Raw genomic sequence first — 19,444 nt, 5'->3', positions numbered from 1 at the left:
GCTCCTGCCCCCGGTCCGGGAGTGGCATCCGGGGGCGCCTGATGGAATCCGGTCCCGATGTGCGTGTCGAGCGGCTCACGCGGTACATCTTCTCCGCCCCGTCCTGGCCGAGGTCCCTTGCGCTCATCGTCGTGCTCGGGCTCATCATCGACGCCGCCACCTACCGGGCCGGACAAGAATTTTTCCTGGTCGGGACCCTCGGGTTCTCCGTCCCGGCACTGGTCGCCTTCCTGCTGACCGTGCCTCTGGTGGGATATTCCGGCGGGCAACTCACCTGGAACCGGTCGGCCCTCCTCGCCCTGGCCTGCACGGTTCTCTCCGTGATCCTGAGCCTCTCGCCGGTCCTGGTCTTCGGGAGGGAGGTCTTTCCCGCACTTTATGCGGTCGCTCTCGGCCTGGTCTTCGGCCTCCGGCTGCTGGTCCTCGTTGCCGTGGCCGACTACCGGATCATCCGGATGGTCCTTCCCGCGTTCCTCCAGAGCGCAGCCGGGATAACGGTCGGGGCCTGGTATTTTACTCCAGGGTTCGTGCCCTACGCTCTCCTCCTCCAGGGAGTCTTCGGGCTGGTCTTTGTCTTCCTGATCTGGCTGATCGAGCGGCCGCTGAAGCGGGCGTTCCAGATCAGCGGGCTTAACTTCCTCAACACCTTCATCGCCCACCTGACCGACGACTCAAAGAAGATGGAGGACTTCTTCCGCGAGATCGGCGAGGAGGTCTACGTCCCGCAGGTCTCGCTCTTCTTCTCCCGCGACTCCGGGGAGGACGCTCTCTTCACGGTCCCGAACGTCCATCCCGGGCCGATGGGCGACGTCGGCGGCGGCAACCTTCCGCGGATCCTCCACGACACGTTTCCCGAGGAGACGCTGGTCGCTCACGGCTGCGCCACCCACGACTTCAACCTGGTCTCGGAGAGCGAGATCGATAAGATCGCCCGCGCCGTTGAGGCGTCCCGGGAAAGGCTCACCTTCTCCGGCTCCGCGAGCCGCCCGGTCCGGGTCGCGTCGGGATCGGTCTCAATCCTCTGCCAGCGGTTCGGAGACGCCCTCCTGATGGTGAGCACCCGCTCTCCGGAACGGACGGAGGACCTCGACTACTCGATCGGGACGGTGATCATGGCCGAAGGAAGATGCGCCTTCTCGGCGGTCGCCTTCGTGGACGCCCACAACTGCATGGCCAGTGTGGGTTCTCCGGTCCTCCCGGCAACCCGGATCGCGACGGAGTACATCGCCGCCGCACGCGAGGGGTTCAGGGTTGCCCGGGATCTTCCCATGGAAACGCTCGCGATCGGTGTCTCGCATGTCCGGGTCCCGTTCACCCGCGAGCAGGGGTTCGGGTCGCTCGGGGTGCAGGTGCTGGCGACGGAGGTCGGCGGAGAGCGGGCGGCCTACGTCCTGATCGACGGGAACAACATGGTCCCGGGCGTCCGGGAGAGACTTCGCTCCGTGGTGCTCGGCCACGTTGACGAGGCCGAGGTCATGACCACCGATACCCACACGGTAAATACCATCAGCGGCAAGAACCCGGTCGGGTATCGGGTGCCGGTGGAGGAGATCGTCCCGTATGTGGAGCAGGCGGTCCGGGAGGCGGTCGCCGACCTTGCCCCAGCCCGGGTGGGGGCGGCAACGGCTTCGTGCGAGGGGGTCGTCGTCTTCGGGTCGCAGCGGGTCTCGCAACTTGCAAGCACCGTCAACGCGATGCTCGCGTTCATCGCCCCGATCAGTTTTATGATCCTTGCGCTTGCGTTCCTGCTCTCGATCCTTGCCTACATCGTGCTGCAGTAGGGCGGCGGGATACCCGGCATTTTTCTTTCGGTGCGCTTCAATGCTCATCACGAACTACCGGTTCATAGGCCAGGAAGGTTGACTCCGCACGGGAGATGGTTACCGGGAGCGTGCGTCCCCTTCGCCCGTCCGGTGGTTCACCATGCTCCACGCCACGAGCCAGCACCCGGCGAGGACGAGCAGCCCGTGGGCGACCCGGACCGGCGGGGGCGTGAAGAACTGCGGGAGAAAGAGCGCGAAGCCGAGCGCCAGGGGAATACCGCTCCACCGGGGGAGGCGACCCGACCGCCAGATCGCGATCCCAAACAGGATGGCGCCGGCTGCAAGAGCGAGGAGACCGAACGTGAAGAGCCAGACCCACTCCCCAAACCGGATCGAGTCCGTGAGCGTTACAAACAGGCCGACGCTGTTCTCCCGGAGCGCTTCCCTGCCCACGGCGTGCAGCGCAAAGGTCTCGACCCCGTAGTAGGGCAGGATCAGTCCGGTGCCGATCCAGGTCAGGACAAGCGCCGTGATGCCCCAGGTTTCGGCCTTCGTTCCGCGGAGACGGCCATACAGGCCGAGCAGCCCCAGCGTGAGCAGGATGAACCCGACTATGGCGAGCGTATGCGAAAGAAGCCAGGCGGGTGAAGCGAATGCTTCGGCGCCGGCGAGGGACGCTTCGTCGGTGTAGGGCCGGATTGCAGGGTACGCGAAGAAACAGGCGCCTGCGAGCCCGAACGAGAGCGCCGAGAGAAGCGTCCGGGTGTCCGTCATCGGTTTATCCTCCGTGTTTGTGTCCGCCGCTGCCGTGTTCGGGCGTTCTTCGGGCTCGTGTCCGGTGAAGGCCGTCCGCCGCCCCCTGCTCGGGCTGGCAGAGCCTGCCCTGGACCGGGGCCTGCTTCGCTTGGACGAGCAGCAGCACCGCACCCTTCGATATGCTCCCGAACGCGAAATTGACGAGCCGGCAGCGGTCCTGGCAGTTCACGCCGTCTTTATCGGTCCGGGCGTGCCGGCAGGGCATTTCCGGCTTGCTATCGTACGGGTTACGATCCGCCTCCATGGTTGCCTCCGTTGTCCCGGGTTCTCCCCATGCTCTCCTGCAAAATCGTAACGATACCCCAAATACCTTCTGGCTCCTGCACTGACCGGGGTTCGGTGCAATGAACGGCCGGCCGGGTCGTCTTCACCGGACGCTGAGCTTAATACCTGCGATAGATAATAGGTACAGGATATTTTTCGAGCGAGGGTAGCCAAGCCCGGCCAAAGGCGGTGGACTTAAGATCCACTCCCGCAGGGGTCCGTGGGTTCGAATCCCACCCCTCGCACTCCAAGCCCGGGTTATAGATAAGTGAAAAAATTTGACGTTCACCACCTGAGGTACGATCATGCGTGGGGGTGCGCCCTCTTGAAGAGAGTACTAGAGCCTGACTTTATCGGGCACATCGGAAAGGACCGCACAGAAAAAACACCGTATATCTAGTATGAATCAAGGGGAGACAGGTTCCCGGTGCTACCAGTCAAGAAGGTCTTTGTGCGTATGAGATAGAGTTGATGCATAAGGAAAAAGCGCGGATCACAATAGAAAACACTATCATCGAACTGGTAAACCGGGATTCAGTCATCACCGCAGTTCATCGCCGGAACGCCTCAAGCACAGCGGAGACCAGACGTTCGATCTCATCGAACCGGGGCTCGGCCGTTCCGTTCTTCTCGCTGTCGCAGGATGCTGCGATGATGTTCAGGTGCAGCTCGACACCGGTCCCGCGCCCCCTTCTTCCCGTAGCAGTCACCGCACCCGTCCAGCACGAGAACGCGATCTGCGTGCCGGACCACAGCCCCCAGCGACGCCGTCGGCCGGGTGGCCGCGAGCAGATCTCGACCATGCCACCGGCACATGACCGCTGTCCCTGCCTGAGCGGCCGCTTCCCGGCGTCCGAGACCCGGAGTAGGCAACGATGGTGAACACCATCACATCGCCCCGAACGCCGCGTCGATCCAGGCGGCGATTTCGTCCCGGATGCGCCGGACGCCGGCCACGATCTCCTCGTCGGTGCCGGTGAGCTTCGACGGGTCCGGGAACTCCCGGCGTATCTCCTCCTTTGCCCGGGGGAAGAGCGGACAGACCCCTCCCTCGCAGACCGCAACCAGATAATCCATCTCGTGCTCATCGAACTCGGCGATGTCTTTGACGCGGTGCCCGGAGATATCGATCCCGATCTCGGCCATCGCCCCGACCGCATAAGGGTTCAGAGTTCCGGGCCTGGTGCCGGCGGAAAAGACCTCATAACGGTCGCCGTAACGGGCGTTCAGGTAGCCCTCCGCCATCTGCGAACGGGCGGCGTTGTGGGTGCAGACGAAGAGCACTTTCTTCTTCATGGTCTCACTCCAGCCCGAGCGCCTTCAATACCGCCCGGGCGATCAGTTCCGGCGGGATCGACTCATAACGCTCGCCGCCGTACTCGACCGCACGGCACTCGACGTCGTCCTGCCCGGTGATGCAGGCGCAGGAGGCGCAGGGAGTGCTGGTAACCTTCATGCCTTCGATGAGGTCCTCAAATGGTCTGCCGTTGAAGAGGATGCTGTTTGAGTCTGCGATCGCATCGTCTTCGAGGACGGTCTCGACAACCTGAACCATGATGCCCTCTTCCTCGATCACCGGGCGTATCCGCTCGACGATGTCCATCACCGCCCGCCCGGTCTCGCCGCAACGCTCGCAGGTGTTCTCGATGTCTTTTCCGACATTGCCATTCGACGATAAGTTCGTTCTTCATGATAATCCCTCATGTGGCGCGGGACAATATGCTTCGGCCGTTCCTCCGTACCAGCGGTCGCGGAGCCGGAGGGCGACGTTGACGAGCGCGAGCAACACCGGCACCTCGATGAGCGGCCCGATGACGGTGGCAAACGCCACGCCGGAGCCGATCCCGAAGACCCCGATGGCGACGGCGATGGCGAGCTCGAAGTTGTTGCTCGCGGCGGTGAACGCAAGTGACGTTGACTTCCCGTAGTCGACTCCGATCTTCCAGCTCATCCAGAAACTCGTGGAGAACATGATCAGGAAGTAAAGCGTGAGCGGGATGGCAATCCGGACGACGTCAAACGGCAGCGCCACGATGTTGCCGCCCTGCGTCGAGAACATCACCACGATGGTGAGGAGCAGGGCGATCAGGGTGATCGGCGAGATCTTCGGGATGAACCGCTTGTGGTACCACTCCTTCGACTTCACCCGGAGGAGCGCGAATCGGGTCAGGAATCCGGCGATGAACGGGATGCCCAGGTAGATAAAGACCGTGACGGCGACGCCCGTGATGGTGATCGGCACCTCCGTCCCGGCGCCGATACCAAGGAGCGGCGGGAGGACGGTGATGAAGACGTAGGCGTAGACGGCGTAGAAGAGCACCTGGAAGATCGAGTTGACGCCGACGATGGCGGCGCAGTACTCGCAGTCGCCTCTCGCGAGATCGTTCCAGACGATCACCATGGCGATGCACCGGGCGAGGCCCACCAGGATAAGACCGTACATGAACTCGGGCCGCCCTGCGAGGAACGCCGCCGCGAGGAGGAACATCAGCACCGGGCCGACGATCCAGTTCTGGACGAGGGAGAGGGCGAGTACCCGGGTGTCGCGGAAGACCCGGCCGAGTTCCTCATAGCGGACCTTTGCGAGCGGCGGGTACATCATCAGGATCAGCCCGAGCGCGATCGGGATGGAGGTGGTGCCGATCGAAAAGCCGGTGATCACCTCCGGCACGCCGGGGAGAAAGTAGCCTACGGCGACACCGGCGATCATGGCAATCACGATCCAGAGCGTCAGATAGCGGTCGATCACCGAGAGACGCGGGCCCGCTGCAGGAGGATGTACCTGGTCGACGGTACCCATCGGTCACTCACCGCCGCACCTGCAACTGCTCTCCGGTGCAGGGAGTCTTCTGAACCTTCCGGCGATGCTTTTCTTCTGGTTTTTGCTGGCGACGTCCGTCATGGTGATACTTCTCTATGGTGTTTCAACATTATTTGAAATACAGTGGGCATCACCACCCGATAAATATTTTGATTTCAAAAAGAGTTGAAGCGGAGGATCATTCACGAGCTTGCGGTAGTGCCTGGATCGGAATGATCCGTGCGGCCCCTGCCGCCGGTGAAACCGACACTTACACTGTCCACGCTTTTATTCTCTGCAGTCGAACGACCGGTTCGTACCTCATAGGGTAGCAACAAAAGGTTAAGGCATTTCAATTTCGTATTATTTTGAAATGACATGTGATATCCCGATGACAGAAGACAGGAAAGACCGGGATGCATCCCTGCCCCTCCCTCCCGACGTCGAGGAGTCGCTCTGCCGGAGCGGCGGCATCGCAGGACTGGTAGAGCAGTTGCCGGATGATGCGGCGCTCACACGGGAGAGCACCGTCCACCGCGCACTTGCCGATCCGTTCCGCCTCAAGATCCTCGCGATGCTTTCCGTGCAGCCGCTCTGCGTCTGTGTCATCAAGGCGGTGCTTGCAATAGCAGATTCAAAGTTGTCCTACCATCTCTCAGTCCTGAAAACAGCAGGGCTGATCGCCGGCGACCAGCAGGGGAACTGGATCATCTACCGGCTCACCGAGGATGGGGCGATGTGGGCTGCACGCCCGGGCAATGGGCCACGACAAGAGGGCTGACACAAGGAATGTGGAACGACCGAGACCGCCGGCGGATCGCTGCAGCCATACCTGTGTAGAGGCAACGTCAATATGGCCACCCCTCCTCCCGTCGGGGATGATACCGTGAGTGATACCATGCTCTTTACAACGCTTCGCGATTCCACCTCTCCCCTGTGTGGGAAGAGAGGATACGCCGCAAAGAAACTGTCTAAAAGTTAACCCTTTCCAAAAGCAGGGATCACTATCGCACTCCTTTCCCTCTCGAACCGTAGTACCCCCGGATAGTCGCCTGCGTTCCCAACAAACGGTAGACGACCTTCCCCGCCTCGTAAACATTGCATCGGCCGGGGTCAATAGGGGTGAGGGGAAATTTATTATATTATTTTTATAATTTTGGTAGTATGTCACCAACCTATCGACCTGCAGCAATAAAGTCCGTAGAAGCATACCCCACGGTCAGCGGAAGCACCGGCGGCGGTCGTGACGAGAACGGCAATCCGTATTTCTTTCCGAACGTCTCGGTGAGTATCGGCTACTGGTTCGACAACGAAGGCGTCCCGTCCTCGAACTGGGATACGTTCTTTACGGCGGAGTTGTGGATCAACGGCAAGCTGGCCGAGAAAAAGCAGGACCTTGCGGGCGGCGGCCAGCAGACGTATACGTTCTTCGCACACAAGTTCCCGGCGCCGGGTACGTATGCCGTGGAGGTTCGCGGCAAGAATACGCAGCCGCTTACGGTTACGATCAAGAACCCTCCGGTGGAGGAGAAGCGGGCGGTGCAGTGAGGTAAGACAGAGAACAACTTTTTCCACTGACTTCATGGGAAGGATACATTCATCATCTCCCGATTCGACCCTCTATGATGAATTATCCTCAGGTATCGGTTCTCGCCGCTCTGGTGCTCCTTCTCGCCGTCTCTGCATCCGGCTGCATGAGCCAGGAGACCGTCGTCTCCGACGAGAGGAGGGCACAGGTGCTTGCATACGCGGACCCGATCGCCGACAACCTCCTTTCCGGCCTCAACGACGGCAACTACACGATCTACTCCCGCGATTTCGACGATGAGATGAAACGGGCCATGGACAAAGCCGCGTTTGAAAAGACCCGCGAATTCATCACATCGAAGATCGGGCTCTACGACTCCAGAAGAGACCCCGTCGTTACGGAGACCGACGAGCTCATCACCGTGACCTACAAGGCGGCGTTCGAGAGGGAGGACGGAGTGGACCTCCGGTTCGTCTTCCGGAAGGATGACGAGTCGCACCGGCTCTCCGGGCTCTGGTTCACTTCCCCGATGCTGCGCGGCTGAGAGCCCTATGCGAGCAGATCAGTCGGCCCGGAGCTAAAAAGAATCTCCGGGGAGGCTCTCCCCGGCTCTCTGTTACAGGCGACCCCCCATCAGGCGGGCACCTGCTCCATCCTCTCCCGGTCCCAGTGGCGGTGCCGGGCAATGGCCGTCTTGAACTGGTCGATGAAGGATTTAACACTCCCCTGACTCCCGCAGGTCACAACCCCCATCTCGGCCAGGGCTTCCCCTCCGGAGGTATCGGCAAAGGCCACTCCCTTGATGGCCGACGCCTTCAAAAGTTCGATGCCCTCACCAATCGCCCCGATAGGCTTACCGTGTTTGAAGGCCTCGTTGACGAAGTGGATCGCGTAACTCTGGTTTTTCAGGGTCTCCGCGTGTCTCCCGCCCGGGATATACACGGCGTCGTAGACGATGGAACCGGTGGTGGCGTAACTCCTGTCCACCTCCATCTCTTTACCGTCGGCAGACCTGACCCTGCCGTAGAACTCTGAGACGATCTCCGGATGAGCCCCGGCGTCCTTCAGCGCCTGCTCCACCTGCACCACCTCGTCGCGGTTATACCCCTCCATGGCGAGGATCGCAACCCTCCTGCTCTTGATGGTGTCCATGACGGTCGTCTCCTGGCTGAGATTCGGGGACTTCTTCGTCCCGGAGGGCGCCCCCTTCCGTGCCGGGGGAGGCACCCCGATCCCCTGCGCAACCCGTATCGCAAGGTCGCCGTCGACGTTGTTGATAAGGTCCACCACCCGCGACCGGACCCCTGTATCGGAGACCTTCCCGAGCTCGAAGTGGAAAGCCTTGACGATATGCTCCTTTTCCACCTCCGACATGCTGTTCCAGAAGAGTTTCGCCTGGCTGAAATGGTCGTTGAACTTCTCGCTGCGTGCGCGGATCTTCCTTCCCTCTATCTTCTCCTGGTAGTGGACGTAGCCGCCCTCTTCCGCCGGAGCCGGACGGGGTTTGTTTTCCCCGAGTGCGTTCGGGAAGTAACTGACCCGGCCCTGGTCGATCGTCGTCCGGTGGTAGCCCTCCCGCTGGTTGTTCGCGACCGGCGAGAGCGGACGGTTGATCGGGATCTCCTGGAAGTTCGGGCCTCCGAGGCGGATCAACTGGGTATCGAGGTACGAGAAGAGCCGGCCCTGCAGGAGCGGGTCGTTCGAGAGGTCAATCCCCGGCACGACGTTCGCCGGGCAGAAAGCGATCTGCTCGGTCTCCGCGAAGAAGTTGTCCGGGTTCCGGTTCAGGGTCATCTTTCCGATCCACCGGATCGCTACCTCCTCTTCGGGCCAGATCTTCGTCGCATCCAGGATATCGAAGTCGAAGTTGTGCTCGTCCTCCTCCTCGATCATCTGCACCCCGAACTCGTACTCCGGGTAGTCTCCCATCTCGATCGCCTCCCAGAGGTCGCGGCGGTTGAAGTCCGGGTCCTTTCCGGCCAGTTTCTGCGCTTCGTCCCAGGCGAGCGAGTGGATGCCGAGCAGCGGCCGCCAGTGGAACTTGACGAACCGCGCCTTCCCTTCGGCATTGACGAACCGGAAAGTGTTGACCCCGAAGCCCTGCATCATGCGGTAACTTCGCGGGATCGCACGGTCCGAGAGGACCCACATGAGCATGTGCGTGATCTCCGGGAGACTCCCCGCAAAATCCCAGAAGGTATCGTGGGCGGAGGAGGCCTGCGGCATCTGGTGGTGCTGCTCCGGCTTGATCGCGTGAATGAGATCGGGAAACTTGATGGCGTCCACGATGAAGAAGATCGGCATATTGTTGCCGACGATGTCGTAGTTCCCTTCCTCCGTGTAAAACTTCACTGCAAACCCCCGGACATCTCTGACCGTATCGGCAGACCCCCGGAACCCGACGACGGTCGAGAACCGGACGAAGACCGGGGTCTTTTTCTTCGGGTCCTGGAGGAACGCCGCCCGCGTGTACTCGGTCATCGGTTCGTAGACCTGGAAGTAGCCGTGAGCGCCCGAACCGCGGGCATGGACGATCCGCTCTGGAATCCGCTCGTGGTCGAAGTGCGTCAGCTTTTCGCGGAAGTGGAAATCTTCAAGGAGCGTCGGCCCCCGCTCCCCCACCTTCAGCGCATCGTCGGTATGGCTGACCCGGACTCCCTGATTCGTCGTCAGGTACTCGCGTTCCGGGTCCGGGTGGACCCTGTCGAGCTGCTCCTGCTTGCTCTTCTCATTTATCTTTCGCCTCGTATCCATATCCTTCACCCGCATCTCTGTCGCCCCGACCGGGGCCTGCAATTGTGCTCTACCATGCTGATCCCGGCTTGGGAGTATCCCCACATTCCGGTCGGTCATCATAAAAGTAACTGCACGCCAGAGATTGATGTCCAGAACCGCTCTTCTCCATGAATATCTCTGCAAAAGCGGTAGATTAAGAAAAAGGGCAAATTTATTCAGACGTTACCGATCATGGCCGCCGCCGTACTGAACGTTCCTCGCAGCGCGGTCCGGACCGCCCGGGGCTCTTGCAGAGGGTCAGTAGACGCCCTTACCGGTGATGAGGATGCCTTTTACCGGGTAGGTGCCGTTGCAGGGACCCCTGAACTCGTGGCCCACCCTCTCGCTGTACGAGTTCGACTGCCAGCCGAGAATCCACCACTGGTTTGTCCCCAGGAAGTCCGCCGAGATGGTGAGGACGTTCTCATCCCCGGCGTCAAACGAGAGGATGAACGGGACCTCGACGACGTAGCCGGAGGACCCGGGGCTCACGTAATAACCATCGATGGGTTCGCCGGAGGCATTCAGGGCACCGACGACCCGGTAAGGCATGAAGAGGGGCTCGGCTCCTATCGGCCTCCGGGTCTCGATCTCGTGACCCGACTCGGTAGTAGGCATAGAGAGTTCCATCTCGACGAGCACTGGCGTCTCTTCCGAGTACCTGTTGGAGTAGACGTGGGTCGGTCGCGGGAGATCCGATTCGTTCTGCCCCGGCATGATCCCGATGGGTTGGACGCGGTTTTTATAGACGGGATCGAGCCGCCCGGCCGAGATGTTCAGCATGGGAATCCCGCTGACGTTCTCGATCCTCACCGATATATTGCTCCTGTCGAAGTTTCTGAGATTTGCACGGGAGAGATCGAAGGGTGTGACGTTTGTACCGGTATCTCGGTTGTAATAGGAAGGAAGGGGGATCAGGAGGACCACATCGTCGAGAGGGCCGGATGTCGAGATCGTCAGGCCGTAGTGATACGTCGACCTGAAACTCTCCGCCGAGGATTGGCCTAGAGTTACTGCGGTCAGCGCTATGAATACGAAGAGGATCACCGCGAGGATACCTGCTATGATGAGTGCCGTCCTGAAAAGGTCCGATCGATTCCCCATTGCTAATCAGGCCTTAGACTGTTGCAGATATTAGGTTTTCTGTTCTCAGCGAACCCTTCTGCGATTTGTTCCGGGAACCGGACCACAACTATTTATAGTGATACGTCCCGGGACCCCGCGGAAGAGGAGGTATCATTATGTCCTATATCACCGTTGATAAAGAAAACTCGGGCACCATCGACCTCTATTATGAGGACCACGGCACGGGTAAGCCGGTCGTCCTGATCCACGGCTGGCCGCTCTCCAGCAAATCCTGGGAGAAGCAGGTCTCGGTGCTGCTTGATTCAGGCTACCGCGTCATCGTCTACGACCGCAGAGGGTTCGGCAACTCCGCGAAACCGACCTATGGCTACGACTACGATACCCTGGCCGAGGACCTGCATAAACTCATGACGGAACTCGACCTCGCCGACGCCACGCTCGTCGGGTTCTCGATGGGCGGCGGAGAGGTCGCCCGCTATCTCGGCACCTACGGGAGCGAGCGCGTGGAACGGGCCGTCTTCATATCCGCGATCCCGCCGTTCCTCCTGAAGACATCCGACAACCCCGAAGGTATCGAAGGCAGCGTCTTCGACGGGTTCATGGAGAGCATCGCCGCCGACCGTCCGGCCTTCCTCTCCGGGTTCCTCTCGGACTTCTATAACGTCGATACCTTCGGGGGCGTCCGTGTCAGCGACGAGGTCGTCCGCCTCAGCTGGAACGTCGCAGCGGCCGCCTCTCCCCGGGGCACACTCGACTGTGTCTCGGCGTGGTTGACCGATTTCCGGAACGATCTTGCGAGCATCGACGTTCCGGTCCTGGTGATTCACGGCGATGCGGATCGTATCGTGCCCTTCGCCATATCTGGCAGACGCACCCATGAACTGATCGAGGGAAGTCGCCTGGTGGTGATCGAGGGCGGGCCGCACGGGATCACCTGGACCCACGCGGAGATCGTCAACCGCGAGGTGCTGGACTTCCTTGAGCAGCAGGTCCAGCCGTTGCAGCCGGTTGCCGGACCTCCCGCGTAGGAGAGGAACGAACTTCCGGGACCGGGAGGCGGAGGGCGCGACCCGCGGAAGGGTCCGCTCTCCCGCCTCAGTACACCGGGATCAGGCCGGCATTCGTTCCAGTGATGCACCTGCCGCCCCCGCGGGCGACCACGAAGGTATTCTCGATCCCGACCATCCCGACACCCCGGACTCCCTTCTTGGGTTCGAGGGCGAACACCAGCCCCTCCTCGAGCGGTTCGTCGAAGCCCCGCGCGATCACGGGTGTCTCGTCCACGCAGAGGCCGACGCCGTGGCCCAGGAACTGTGCCTGCCGGTCGCCGAACCCCATGAAGTCTTCCAGAAATTTCGGGTTTAAACCGTCGAGTATCGCTTCGTAGATCTCCGAGGGTGCGGTCCCCGGCCGCAGCATCGAAGCCGCTTCGTCCTGGATCTCCACGCACCGGTGATGGGCCTCTATCGCCTCATCGGGAAGCGATCGCCCGAACATATACGTCACCGTCTTGTCGGTGTGGTAGCCCTGCACCCCGCATGCGCAGTCGACGAAGACCAGGTCGCCGGATTTAAGCGTCCGACCCATGCTGCCGAGGACCGGTGCACCGGGAGCCGCTCCGTAACATCCGCCCGGTCCGTCGAAGCTGGTCGGGTAGAGAGAGTTCTCCCCGAAGCCGAGTTGTCCGAGCACCATCTCCGTCCCGAACCGCCCGAACCGGGCTATGCCATGGTGCCCCTCCCGGACCATGAGAGAGAAGACTTCGCCCCCGAGTTCGGCCTCGCTCATCCCCTCCCAGAGCATTCCGGGGACGCAGTCCTCCAGTGCGTGCCGGTGGATTTTGCCTGCCCGCTCCATGATCGCGAGTTCGTAGGCGCTCTTCTTTGCCCGGACTGCCGCTGCCTGCGTATCGAGCGATCCCGCCTCCCTGAAGGGGAAATACTTCCGGAAGCGTTCGAGCAGCGCGAGGGGCACCACCTCCGTATCTACATGGACCGTTTCCGGGCAGGCGCCCATCCCGCATGCCGCATCGCGAAAACTCTTCATCGGCCGGATATCGGAGAAGAAGGACTCGTCCAATGCCCGCTCGAAACTCCGGCGCACCCGGAGCACCGCCTCTCCGTCGCGGGGGATGAGGAGCACCCCGTCCTGCATAGTTCCGGTGAGGTAGAACTGGTTCACCCTGCCAAAGATTGCGGCAAGTTCCCATGTGGGGTTCTCCGCGCCCATGCGATCTCGAAACCGCTCCATGCGGTCGCGGAGTTCGGAGGCGGGGGTTCGCTGGTCCATACCTATGGTTGGGCGGCGATGGTATTTGGCTCTGGCGGGATGCGGGTTCCGGCAGTCGGGGCCGTCCCGTTCCTCTCCCGCCGACCGGAGGCAATGCCGACCACATGGGTTATAAAGCCGAACCGCGCACTACTCCCATGGACACTCCTTTCGTTTTTACCCTGCACGAGAACCTGCCCCGCCAGGGGCCGGGGAGCAACGCATGCACCCGGAAGGCCTTCTCGATGCTTGCCGACCTTCCCGCCCGGCCGGAGATCCTGGACATCGGGTGCGGGGCCGGGATGCAGACCGTCGAGCTGGCCCGGATCTGCCCGGGCTGCCACATTACCGCCGTCGACGTCCACCAGCCGTTCCTCGACGACCTCGCCCGGAGCGCGGCATCGGCCGGGGTGGGCGGCCGGATCGTCCCCCTCCGGGCCTCGATGGACGACCTGCCATTTCCCGATGCAACGTTCGACGTCCTCTGGGCGGAGGGCTCGATCTTTGTCGTGGGGTTCGAGAAGGGGCTCGCCTCGTGGAAGCGGCTCCTCCGGCCGGGCGGCTACCTCTGCCTCACCGAATCTGTTTGGTTCACCGAAACCCCCTCGCCGGAGGCGGCGGCGTTCTGGAACGACTGCTACCCGGCGATAAAAACGGTCCGGGAGACCTGCGCGATCGCCGAAGATGCCGGCTATGAGGTCGTCGCGACCTTCCCGCTCCCGAAGTCCGCGTGGTGGGAGAATTACTATGTGCCGGTCCACACGCGGATAGAAGACCTGCGGCCGAAAGTCGCCGGCAATCCCGAAGCGAAGGCGCAAATTGAGTTCGCCGAACGGGAGGCCGCCGTCTACCGGGAGCATGCCGACGAGTACGGCTACGAGTTCTTCATCCTGCGGAAGAACGGCTGACCTTGCTGCCCGGGAGGCGGTTTTTCATCCGATGGGCCCTCCTTTCCCCCTCCGGGAGATGCCGGGGGTCGGTTTGCAGCCGCGGTGCTGAACCGGACGGCCGCTACCTCCCCTTTGTCTTCGCAAAATCCCTTGCAATTTTTCCAATTTCTTTCCAGCGCTTCTTTTCAAGCCGGACAAGCCCGATCTCCTCTTTGTCCCGTTCGAATGCGAGTTCCCGCATCAGCCGGTGGAAACTATTCAGCCGTGACGCTGAGAGGGTTCCGTCCGCGACGGCCGCCTGCACTGCACAGCCCGGCTCCTCTTCGTGCCGGCAGTCCGAGAACCTGCAGCCCTCCGCGAGTTCGAGAATGTCGGGGAACGTATCGGCGATACCGGCGGATGCCGTACCGATACCGACCTCCCGCAGACCGGGGTTGTCGATCATGAGCGCCCCGCCGGCGAGGACGAAGAGCTGGCGGACGGTCGTGGTGTGCCGCCCTCTATCGTCATAGTCGCGGGTATGCGAGGTCGCCTGCACCGGCCGGCCCACGAGCCGGTTGATCAGGGTGGATTTGCCGACACCCGACGAGCCGATGAGGGCGATCGTTGTTCGTGGCGACAGGTACGGATCGAGCCGATCGACGCCTTCCCCACTCACAGCGCTGATCGGGATGACCGGTATGCCGGGCGAGATCGAGGTGATCTCGTCGGCGAGCGCTACGGGATCGTCCGCGAGATCGGATTTGTTGATGACGACCACCGGGCAGGCGCCGGATGCGTGGGTGATCGCGAGAAAACGTTCGATCCGGCGGGCGTTAAGGTCTCGGCCGGCGGCCGTGACGATGAAGACCGTATCGATATTCGCCGCGATGACCTGGTCGGCGCCTTCGCGTCCCGGCGTTCCCCGTGCAAACCGGGTTTTCTGCGGGAGGATATCGACGATCATCGAGGTTCCGGCCTCCGGCTGGTTCAGCAGTACGACAAAATCCCCCACTGCGGGAAAGCGGCCGATTTTTCGCAATGCTCCGGAGACCCCGGCCGTGACGGACCCGCCGTCGACGAGCACGTCCCATACGGTCTTCTGCCGGCAGGCCACGCGGCCGGCGAGATACGGGCCGGCGTACTTCGAGAACGCCGCATCGTGCTCTTTTGTCCAGCCGAGGTCTTCAAGCGTACAGGGATGCTGTTCTTTGCACCGGGAAGTGGATTGGCTCATAAAAAACCATAAATTGGGTGGCATGCGAAGCGACAAGTGCTTTGCGGTCGCGGTTGTCGGCCGCCGTCGCCTTTATGGGCGACTGTCCCTAACTCACAGGGAGAGCGACGATGAAACAGGCCGGAGAAACAATGCAGGCCGCCGTGATCAACAGGTTCGGAGGCCCCGAAGAACTTGTGGTGCAGGAGGTCCCCATACCCGAGATCGCCCCCGGAGAGGTCTTAATCCGGGTGGAGTATGCCAGTGTCGGCGCATGGGACCCGTTTGAGCGTGAGGGAGGATACGCCCGGATGCTCGGGATCGAGACCCGGTTTCCGTATGTCTTAGGATCGGAAGGCGCTGGCAGTATCGCCTCAGTCGGCGAGGGGGTATCCCGCTTCAAGACTGACGACCATGTCTACGCCCCGGAATTCCTGAACCCGAAGGGCGGCTTCTACGCGGAGTTCGCTGCAGTCGATGCAGGCTACGTCTCGCTCACCCCGGAAGATCTGACGGCAGAGCAGGCAAGCGTTATATCGGGTGCCGGTATCACGGCGCTGCGCGGGCTTGCCGATGTGCTGAACCTCGGGCGGGGCGAGTCGGTGGCGGTCTTCGGAGCAAGCGGGGGCGTCGGGCACGTGGCGGTACAACTTGCACGGCAGATGGGAGCGCGGGTCTTCGCGGTCGCATCCGGGAGAGACGGTGTCGCTCTGGTGAAGAGGCTCGGTATCGATTGCGTTATAGACGGACGAAGGGACAAGATCTCATCCGCGATACGTTCGTTCGGGTTTGGAGAGCTCGACGCCGCCCTGCTCACCGCGGGCGGTGAGGGGGCCGGAGAGGTCGTTTCCTGCGTCCGCAGCGGCGGAAGGGTCGTCTTCCCCAACGGTATCCACCCGGAACCGCAACCCCGGCCGGACGTCAGGATCAACGGGTATAATGCAGAGCCCGGGCCGGACATTATACGGAGACTTGGCTCTTTTATCGAGTCCGGTGCCGTAAAACCTCATATCGACCGGGTGTTTCCCCTGGATCGTGCGGCCGACGCTCACCGGTATCTTGATCTCCACCATCCCGGGAAGATCGCGCTCCGGGTGATCCGACCGAAGTAATGCCTCATCCTTGAGCACCCGACAGGCCCGCGCTATGTGCTCGATCTTCCGTACAGCAGGCGACCTGCCGCCGATGGCGCCCTGGAGGGACCGATCGGCGTAAAACAACACCTGACCGCCGCGATCATGACCTCACCGAGATCGGCGTCAAAGGCGGCGGAGACCGGGACATCTGAAAACCGGGGTTGGTTTTTCATATCCTGGAGCGTTCGGTCGAACAAGAGAAAGGAAAGAGTTATCCGGCGCGGAGTAACTCTCTGTGTATACCTAAACCAACTCCTGAAAGGAGGGTCATCCGATGGGTTTGACGAACAGTGGCGGTAAGAAACCGGGAGGCCACGGGAACCATTGGGGTTGCGTCACGCGATCCATGGAAGAGGTCCGCCGGATACTCGCATGGGCGGTAAACGAAGCGGCGACGCCCGAGACCCGTGAGTCGAACGGACGCGAGATCTCCGCATACATCCCGGAATCCGATCGCCTCACTGCATGCGCCGTCACCGTCGATCGAACGATCTCCACGGGATACCCTGTGGCCGTGGACGGCGTCGTCCACGAGGTGAGGCTGCACGGTGTCGAAGAATGGGCAAACGGGATCGAAGGGCAGATAGTCGGCTCGCTCGACGATGCCGTCATGAGATTCTTCGACGTGCGCTACTACCGGAATGCAGGGGCATATCGGACGGGCGATACCTACCCGTTCGCCCTGGCGGCCTTCGTTTACGTGCTGTACAGGGCCGAACCGCGTACAATCGCCGACCGGGGCGGAAGAGAGGTCGTTACCCGGAACATGGCCGCCTACGTCCCTCTGCCGGAGGGGGATATCGACGATTTTGCCTTTTATTCTCCCGTAAAAGATGTGGAGAGGGTTCGTTTCTGCGGAAAAACCTTTTACCGCCTTATCGTTCCGCTCTGTCGGTTGCGGGACGAAGACGGCGAATACCGCCGCGACATCGATATCGCCCTGTACGCGGCCGAGTACGTGACGGGCGGCTACGTGCCCCGCGTGGGCGACGACATCCAGGGGGTTCTCTGGATGCAGGGCGCTCTTTCTCCTCGGCGGGGTCGGGACCGGTGATCCCGAATCCGCTCAGGGGCAGGGTTCTGAAGATCGAGCCCGATGCTCTCTATATGGGCAAACCCTACGGCGCATGGGTTACGGTGGAGATGCAGGACGGCGCCGGGCTCGAGCTGTTTAATGACTATCGGGACAGTCCGCTCTCGCTGCTCTGGAAAAAAGCGGCGATCGAGATCTCCGGGGGTATAAGCAAGGTCGTCGAGAGGGTGCCGGAACAGGTTCAACGGGTTCTGCCCGGCAGTTCCTCTTCGCTCGAGGTCTGGGGCGTCATCGTCATGAGCTGGACCGCGCGTCACGGCACCTATGAACGGCGCCACGGCCTCGTGGACTTCGGTACCGGCACGATCGAGGTCGATCTCTCGAAGAAGGACCCGGCAGAGTTTCGTGAAGGAGACTATGTCTACGTCCGGACGGCTCGCACGGATCTCAAAGAGATTCATGAGCTGGATCGTGGACCGAACGCCTCCCTGCCGGATACCGATACGAAGGACGCATCCGGGGAGGAGACCGTAACACCGTTCACTCTCGAGTTCTTCATCGACGAGGATATTTCCGTGCAGAGGTACCGGGCGGATCCCTCACGGGAAAGATCCTGGTGGAATCAGTTATGGCAGGATGTTGAGAGCGCCCCTTGGCGTGCCTGGCTCAATCAGCGAGGTTCATTTTCCCTGAAGATCGGCGAAAACTACACGTTCCCGGGAGAGGCCGGCAGCCATGGCCCTCATTTCAGAGAAGCATCCCTTCCCTCTCTTCTAGGAGTGTTCACTCAGTCGGGCCTTGAACTGCTCGATGGGGAGACCGTCGTCATCCGGCCCTGCTCTTCCTCCGGACCCCGTCTCGTTCTTGAGCCCTGCAGCCGCGACCTACTGAAGATCTCGGCGCTGGAATCGGATACCGTCGTCATACCGGCGATGGCGGTGAGGACAGAGGATTATATGAAGGCTGTAATCGATACGGTAGACCGGTACCTCCGGCAGGCGCTTGAGGTCCACCCTCATCTGAGCAGGACCCCATACCCCCGGATACTTGCCGACCGCCGGAACGAACTGATGCGGTGCTGCCGCCGCCGGGACGTTCGACCGGGCGACGGGCAGCTCCTCGACTACGATGCTCTGGTGGATTGCGCCTGGCGTGCATACCGCCGTTTTCTCTCTCCTCCTCCGGAAGGGGGCGTGTCCCGTATCTCGTTCGGGGTCACCCTCCTTGAAGGTGAAACGCCGGAACGTCCTTTGTTCAGGTTCTCTCCCTCGGTTGACGGGCAGGTGTTGTTCGAGGGCATCGACTGCGACAGCCCCCTCGTCGCGACCCTGTTTGTGGTGGGGCTCTTCTTCAGCATCAAGAATTACCTTGAAGGAAAGGCGTATGTGTTCGACCTGACTACCCCGGGCCCGCGGACCATAATCCTCGCTCCCGGTGACGGAGATACGGTCCTGTTCTCGCTCGACAACATATACGAGCCGGGTATGGATGCACGGAAGATCGTGCTCCGATCTGAAGACTGGGTTGAAACAGCGTTTGCCACGGCCGACACTTACATCGCCCTGGTCGGTGCATCTCCCCTCTGGGTTGAGGATTCCTGTATCGACTATGCGCTTCTGCCCCTCATCGAAGAGGTCCGTGAGAAATTGCGCCAGCTCAACGGATCTCGGGCCAGGCAACAGCACGGGATCCGATAGTATACAGTCTCCGAGACGGAAGAGCCGGGCACCGTTCCGGTCCTCAAGAACAGGATCGACGTCTCCGGCACCCAAGGCCGGTGATGCAAGCGGACTCGGCATCGGCACGGCGAATCCTTGCGGGCCGTAGAGCAGCCGGAGCGGGAGAAACCCGAAGGGTTTCGAGGTGCACCCGGCGGAACGGCGGGTGCAT

The 19,444-nt window shown here is 61.6% G+C and carries 19 protein-coding genes and 1 tRNA gene; 10 read left to right on the top strand and 10 right to left on the bottom strand.

The features are described from left to right. Nucleotides 1-41: 41 nt before the first annotated feature. Entirely contained in the window at nucleotides 42-1,781 is a 1,740-nt protein-coding gene (locus BP737_RS03405; RefSeq protein WP_292409237.1) for a DUF2070 family protein, read from the top strand. Nucleotides 1,782-1,880: 99 nt separating this feature from the next. Here the strand turns inward: BP737_RS03405 and BP737_RS03400 are convergent, their stop codons facing one another. Together BP737_RS03400 and BP737_RS03395 are read right to left on the bottom strand one after the other, a co-directional pair. Next, entirely contained in the window at nucleotides 1,881-2,537 is a 657-nt protein-coding gene (locus tag BP737_RS03400; RefSeq protein WP_342685932.1) for a hypothetical protein, read from the bottom strand. 4 nt (nucleotides 2,538-2,541) lie between these two features. After that, on the bottom strand, nucleotides 2,542-2,823 hold the full coding sequence (locus BP737_RS03395; RefSeq protein ID WP_292409242.1) for a hypothetical protein: 282 nt from the start codon (nucleotides 2,821-2,823) through the stop codon (nucleotides 2,542-2,544). 180 nt (nucleotides 2,824-3,003) lie between these two features. Between BP737_RS03395 and BP737_RS03390 the strand changes: the two genes are divergently transcribed. Next, nucleotides 3,004-3,088 (top strand) — tRNA-Leu (locus BP737_RS03390). Nucleotides 3,089-3,394: 306 nt separating this feature from the next. Here the strand turns inward: BP737_RS03390 and BP737_RS03385 are convergent. The 4 genes from BP737_RS03385 to arsB form a co-directional block, all read right to left on the bottom strand. Further along, the gene (locus BP737_RS03385) at nucleotides 3,395-3,646 is read right to left on the bottom strand and encodes a hypothetical protein (RefSeq protein WP_342685931.1); all 252 of its coding nucleotides are present in this window, start codon (nucleotides 3,644-3,646) and stop codon (nucleotides 3,395-3,397) included. Between the two features lie 85 nt (nucleotides 3,647-3,731). Continuing rightward, nucleotides 3,732-4,139, bottom strand: coding sequence for an arsenate reductase ArsC (locus tag BP737_RS03380; protein WP_292409246.1), 408 nt, complete (start codon nucleotides 4,137-4,139; stop codon nucleotides 3,732-3,734). Between the two features lie 4 nt (nucleotides 4,140-4,143). Beyond that, complete coding sequence (locus BP737_RS03375) at nucleotides 4,144-4,446, bottom strand: DUF2703 domain-containing protein (protein ID WP_292409248.1); 303 nt, start codon at nucleotides 4,444-4,446, stop codon at nucleotides 4,144-4,146. Between the two features lie 84 nt (nucleotides 4,447-4,530). Then, nucleotides 4,531-5,643 (bottom strand): ACR3 family arsenite efflux transporter, encoded by a 1,113-nt coding sequence (gene arsB, locus BP737_RS03370; RefSeq protein WP_292409249.1) that lies wholly within the window; start codon nucleotides 5,641-5,643, stop codon nucleotides 4,531-4,533. A 391-nt stretch (nucleotides 5,644-6,034) separates the two neighbouring features. Here arsB and BP737_RS03365 point away from each other — a divergent pair, with 391 nt between their 5' ends. The 3 genes from BP737_RS03365 (at nucleotide 6,035) to BP737_RS03355 (ending at nucleotide 7,715) form a co-directional block, all read left to right on the top strand. Beyond that, on the top strand, nucleotides 6,035-6,424 hold the full coding sequence (locus tag BP737_RS03365) for an ArsR/SmtB family transcription factor (RefSeq protein WP_292409250.1): 390 nt from the start codon (nucleotides 6,035-6,037) through the stop codon (nucleotides 6,422-6,424). A 383-nt stretch (nucleotides 6,425-6,807) separates the two neighbouring features. After that, nucleotides 6,808-7,191, top strand: coding sequence for a hypothetical protein (locus BP737_RS03360; protein ID WP_292409252.1), 384 nt, complete (start codon nucleotides 6,808-6,810; stop codon nucleotides 7,189-7,191). A 74-nt stretch (nucleotides 7,192-7,265) separates the two neighbouring features. After that, nucleotides 7,266-7,715, top strand: coding sequence for a DUF3887 domain-containing protein (locus BP737_RS03355; protein ID WP_292409255.1), 450 nt, complete (start codon nucleotides 7,266-7,268; stop codon nucleotides 7,713-7,715). Nucleotides 7,716-7,804: 89 nt separating this feature from the next. On the opposite strand, the gene BP737_RS03350 is transcribed toward BP737_RS03355, so the two are convergent. Both BP737_RS03350 and BP737_RS03345 read right to left on the bottom strand, forming a co-directional pair. Further along, nucleotides 7,805-9,925, bottom strand: a complete 2,121-nt coding sequence (locus BP737_RS03350; RefSeq protein ID WP_292409256.1) for a catalase — start codon at nucleotides 9,923-9,925, stop codon at nucleotides 7,805-7,807. Between the two features lie 279 nt (nucleotides 9,926-10,204). Next, complete coding sequence (locus BP737_RS03345; RefSeq protein ID WP_292409258.1) at nucleotides 10,205-11,050, bottom strand: hypothetical protein; 846 nt, start codon at nucleotides 11,048-11,050, stop codon at nucleotides 10,205-10,207. A gap of 137 nt (nucleotides 11,051-11,187) precedes the next feature. Between BP737_RS03345 and BP737_RS03340 the strand changes: the two genes are divergently transcribed. Beyond that, on the top strand, nucleotides 11,188-12,060 hold the full coding sequence (locus tag BP737_RS03340) for an alpha/beta fold hydrolase (protein ID WP_292409260.1): 873 nt from the start codon (nucleotides 11,188-11,190) through the stop codon (nucleotides 12,058-12,060). Nucleotides 12,061-12,127: 67 nt separating this feature from the next. On the opposite strand, the gene BP737_RS03335 is transcribed toward BP737_RS03340, so the two are convergent. Continuing rightward, the gene (locus BP737_RS03335) at nucleotides 12,128-13,321 is read right to left on the bottom strand and encodes a M24 family metallopeptidase (RefSeq protein WP_292409262.1); all 1,194 of its coding nucleotides are present in this window, start codon (nucleotides 13,319-13,321) and stop codon (nucleotides 12,128-12,130) included. A gap of 137 nt (nucleotides 13,322-13,458) precedes the next feature. On the opposite strand from BP737_RS03335, the gene BP737_RS03330 reads away from it, so the two are divergent. Continuing rightward, complete coding sequence (locus BP737_RS03330) at nucleotides 13,459-14,208, top strand: class I SAM-dependent methyltransferase (RefSeq protein WP_292409264.1); 750 nt, start codon at nucleotides 13,459-13,461, stop codon at nucleotides 14,206-14,208. A gap of 103 nt (nucleotides 14,209-14,311) precedes the next feature. Here BP737_RS03330 and rsgA read toward each other — a convergent pair whose 3' ends face one another. Beyond that, nucleotides 14,312-15,406, bottom strand: coding sequence for a ribosome small subunit-dependent GTPase A (gene rsgA, locus BP737_RS03325; protein WP_292409265.1), 1,095 nt, complete (start codon nucleotides 15,404-15,406; stop codon nucleotides 14,312-14,314). A 110-nt stretch (nucleotides 15,407-15,516) separates the two neighbouring features. On the opposite strand from rsgA, the gene BP737_RS03320 reads away from it, so the two are divergent. From BP737_RS03320 to BP737_RS03310, 3 genes are all read left to right on the top strand, one after another. After that, nucleotides 15,517-16,497, top strand: a complete 981-nt coding sequence (locus tag BP737_RS03320) for a quinone oxidoreductase family protein (protein WP_292409266.1) — start codon at nucleotides 15,517-15,519, stop codon at nucleotides 16,495-16,497. A gap of 370 nt (nucleotides 16,498-16,867) precedes the next feature. After that, nucleotides 16,868-17,575: a hypothetical protein gene (locus BP737_RS03315; protein ID WP_292409268.1), complete on the top strand. Its 708-nt coding sequence runs from the start codon at nucleotides 16,868-16,870 to the stop codon at nucleotides 17,573-17,575. Then, nucleotides 17,572-19,251 (top strand): hypothetical protein, encoded by a 1,680-nt coding sequence (locus BP737_RS03310; protein WP_292409269.1) that lies wholly within the window; start codon nucleotides 17,572-17,574, stop codon nucleotides 19,249-19,251. Before BP737_RS03315 ends, BP737_RS03310 begins: the two co-directional genes overlap by 4 nt. Nucleotides 19,252-19,444: the final 193 nt, after the last annotated feature.

This window comes from Methanoculleus sp. UBA291 (assembly GCF_002499755.1).
Lineage (GTDB): Archaea > Halobacteriota > Methanomicrobia > Methanomicrobiales > Methanoculleaceae > Methanoculleus > Methanoculleus palmolei.
This window is presented reverse-complemented; position numbering and strand designations above follow the sequence as displayed.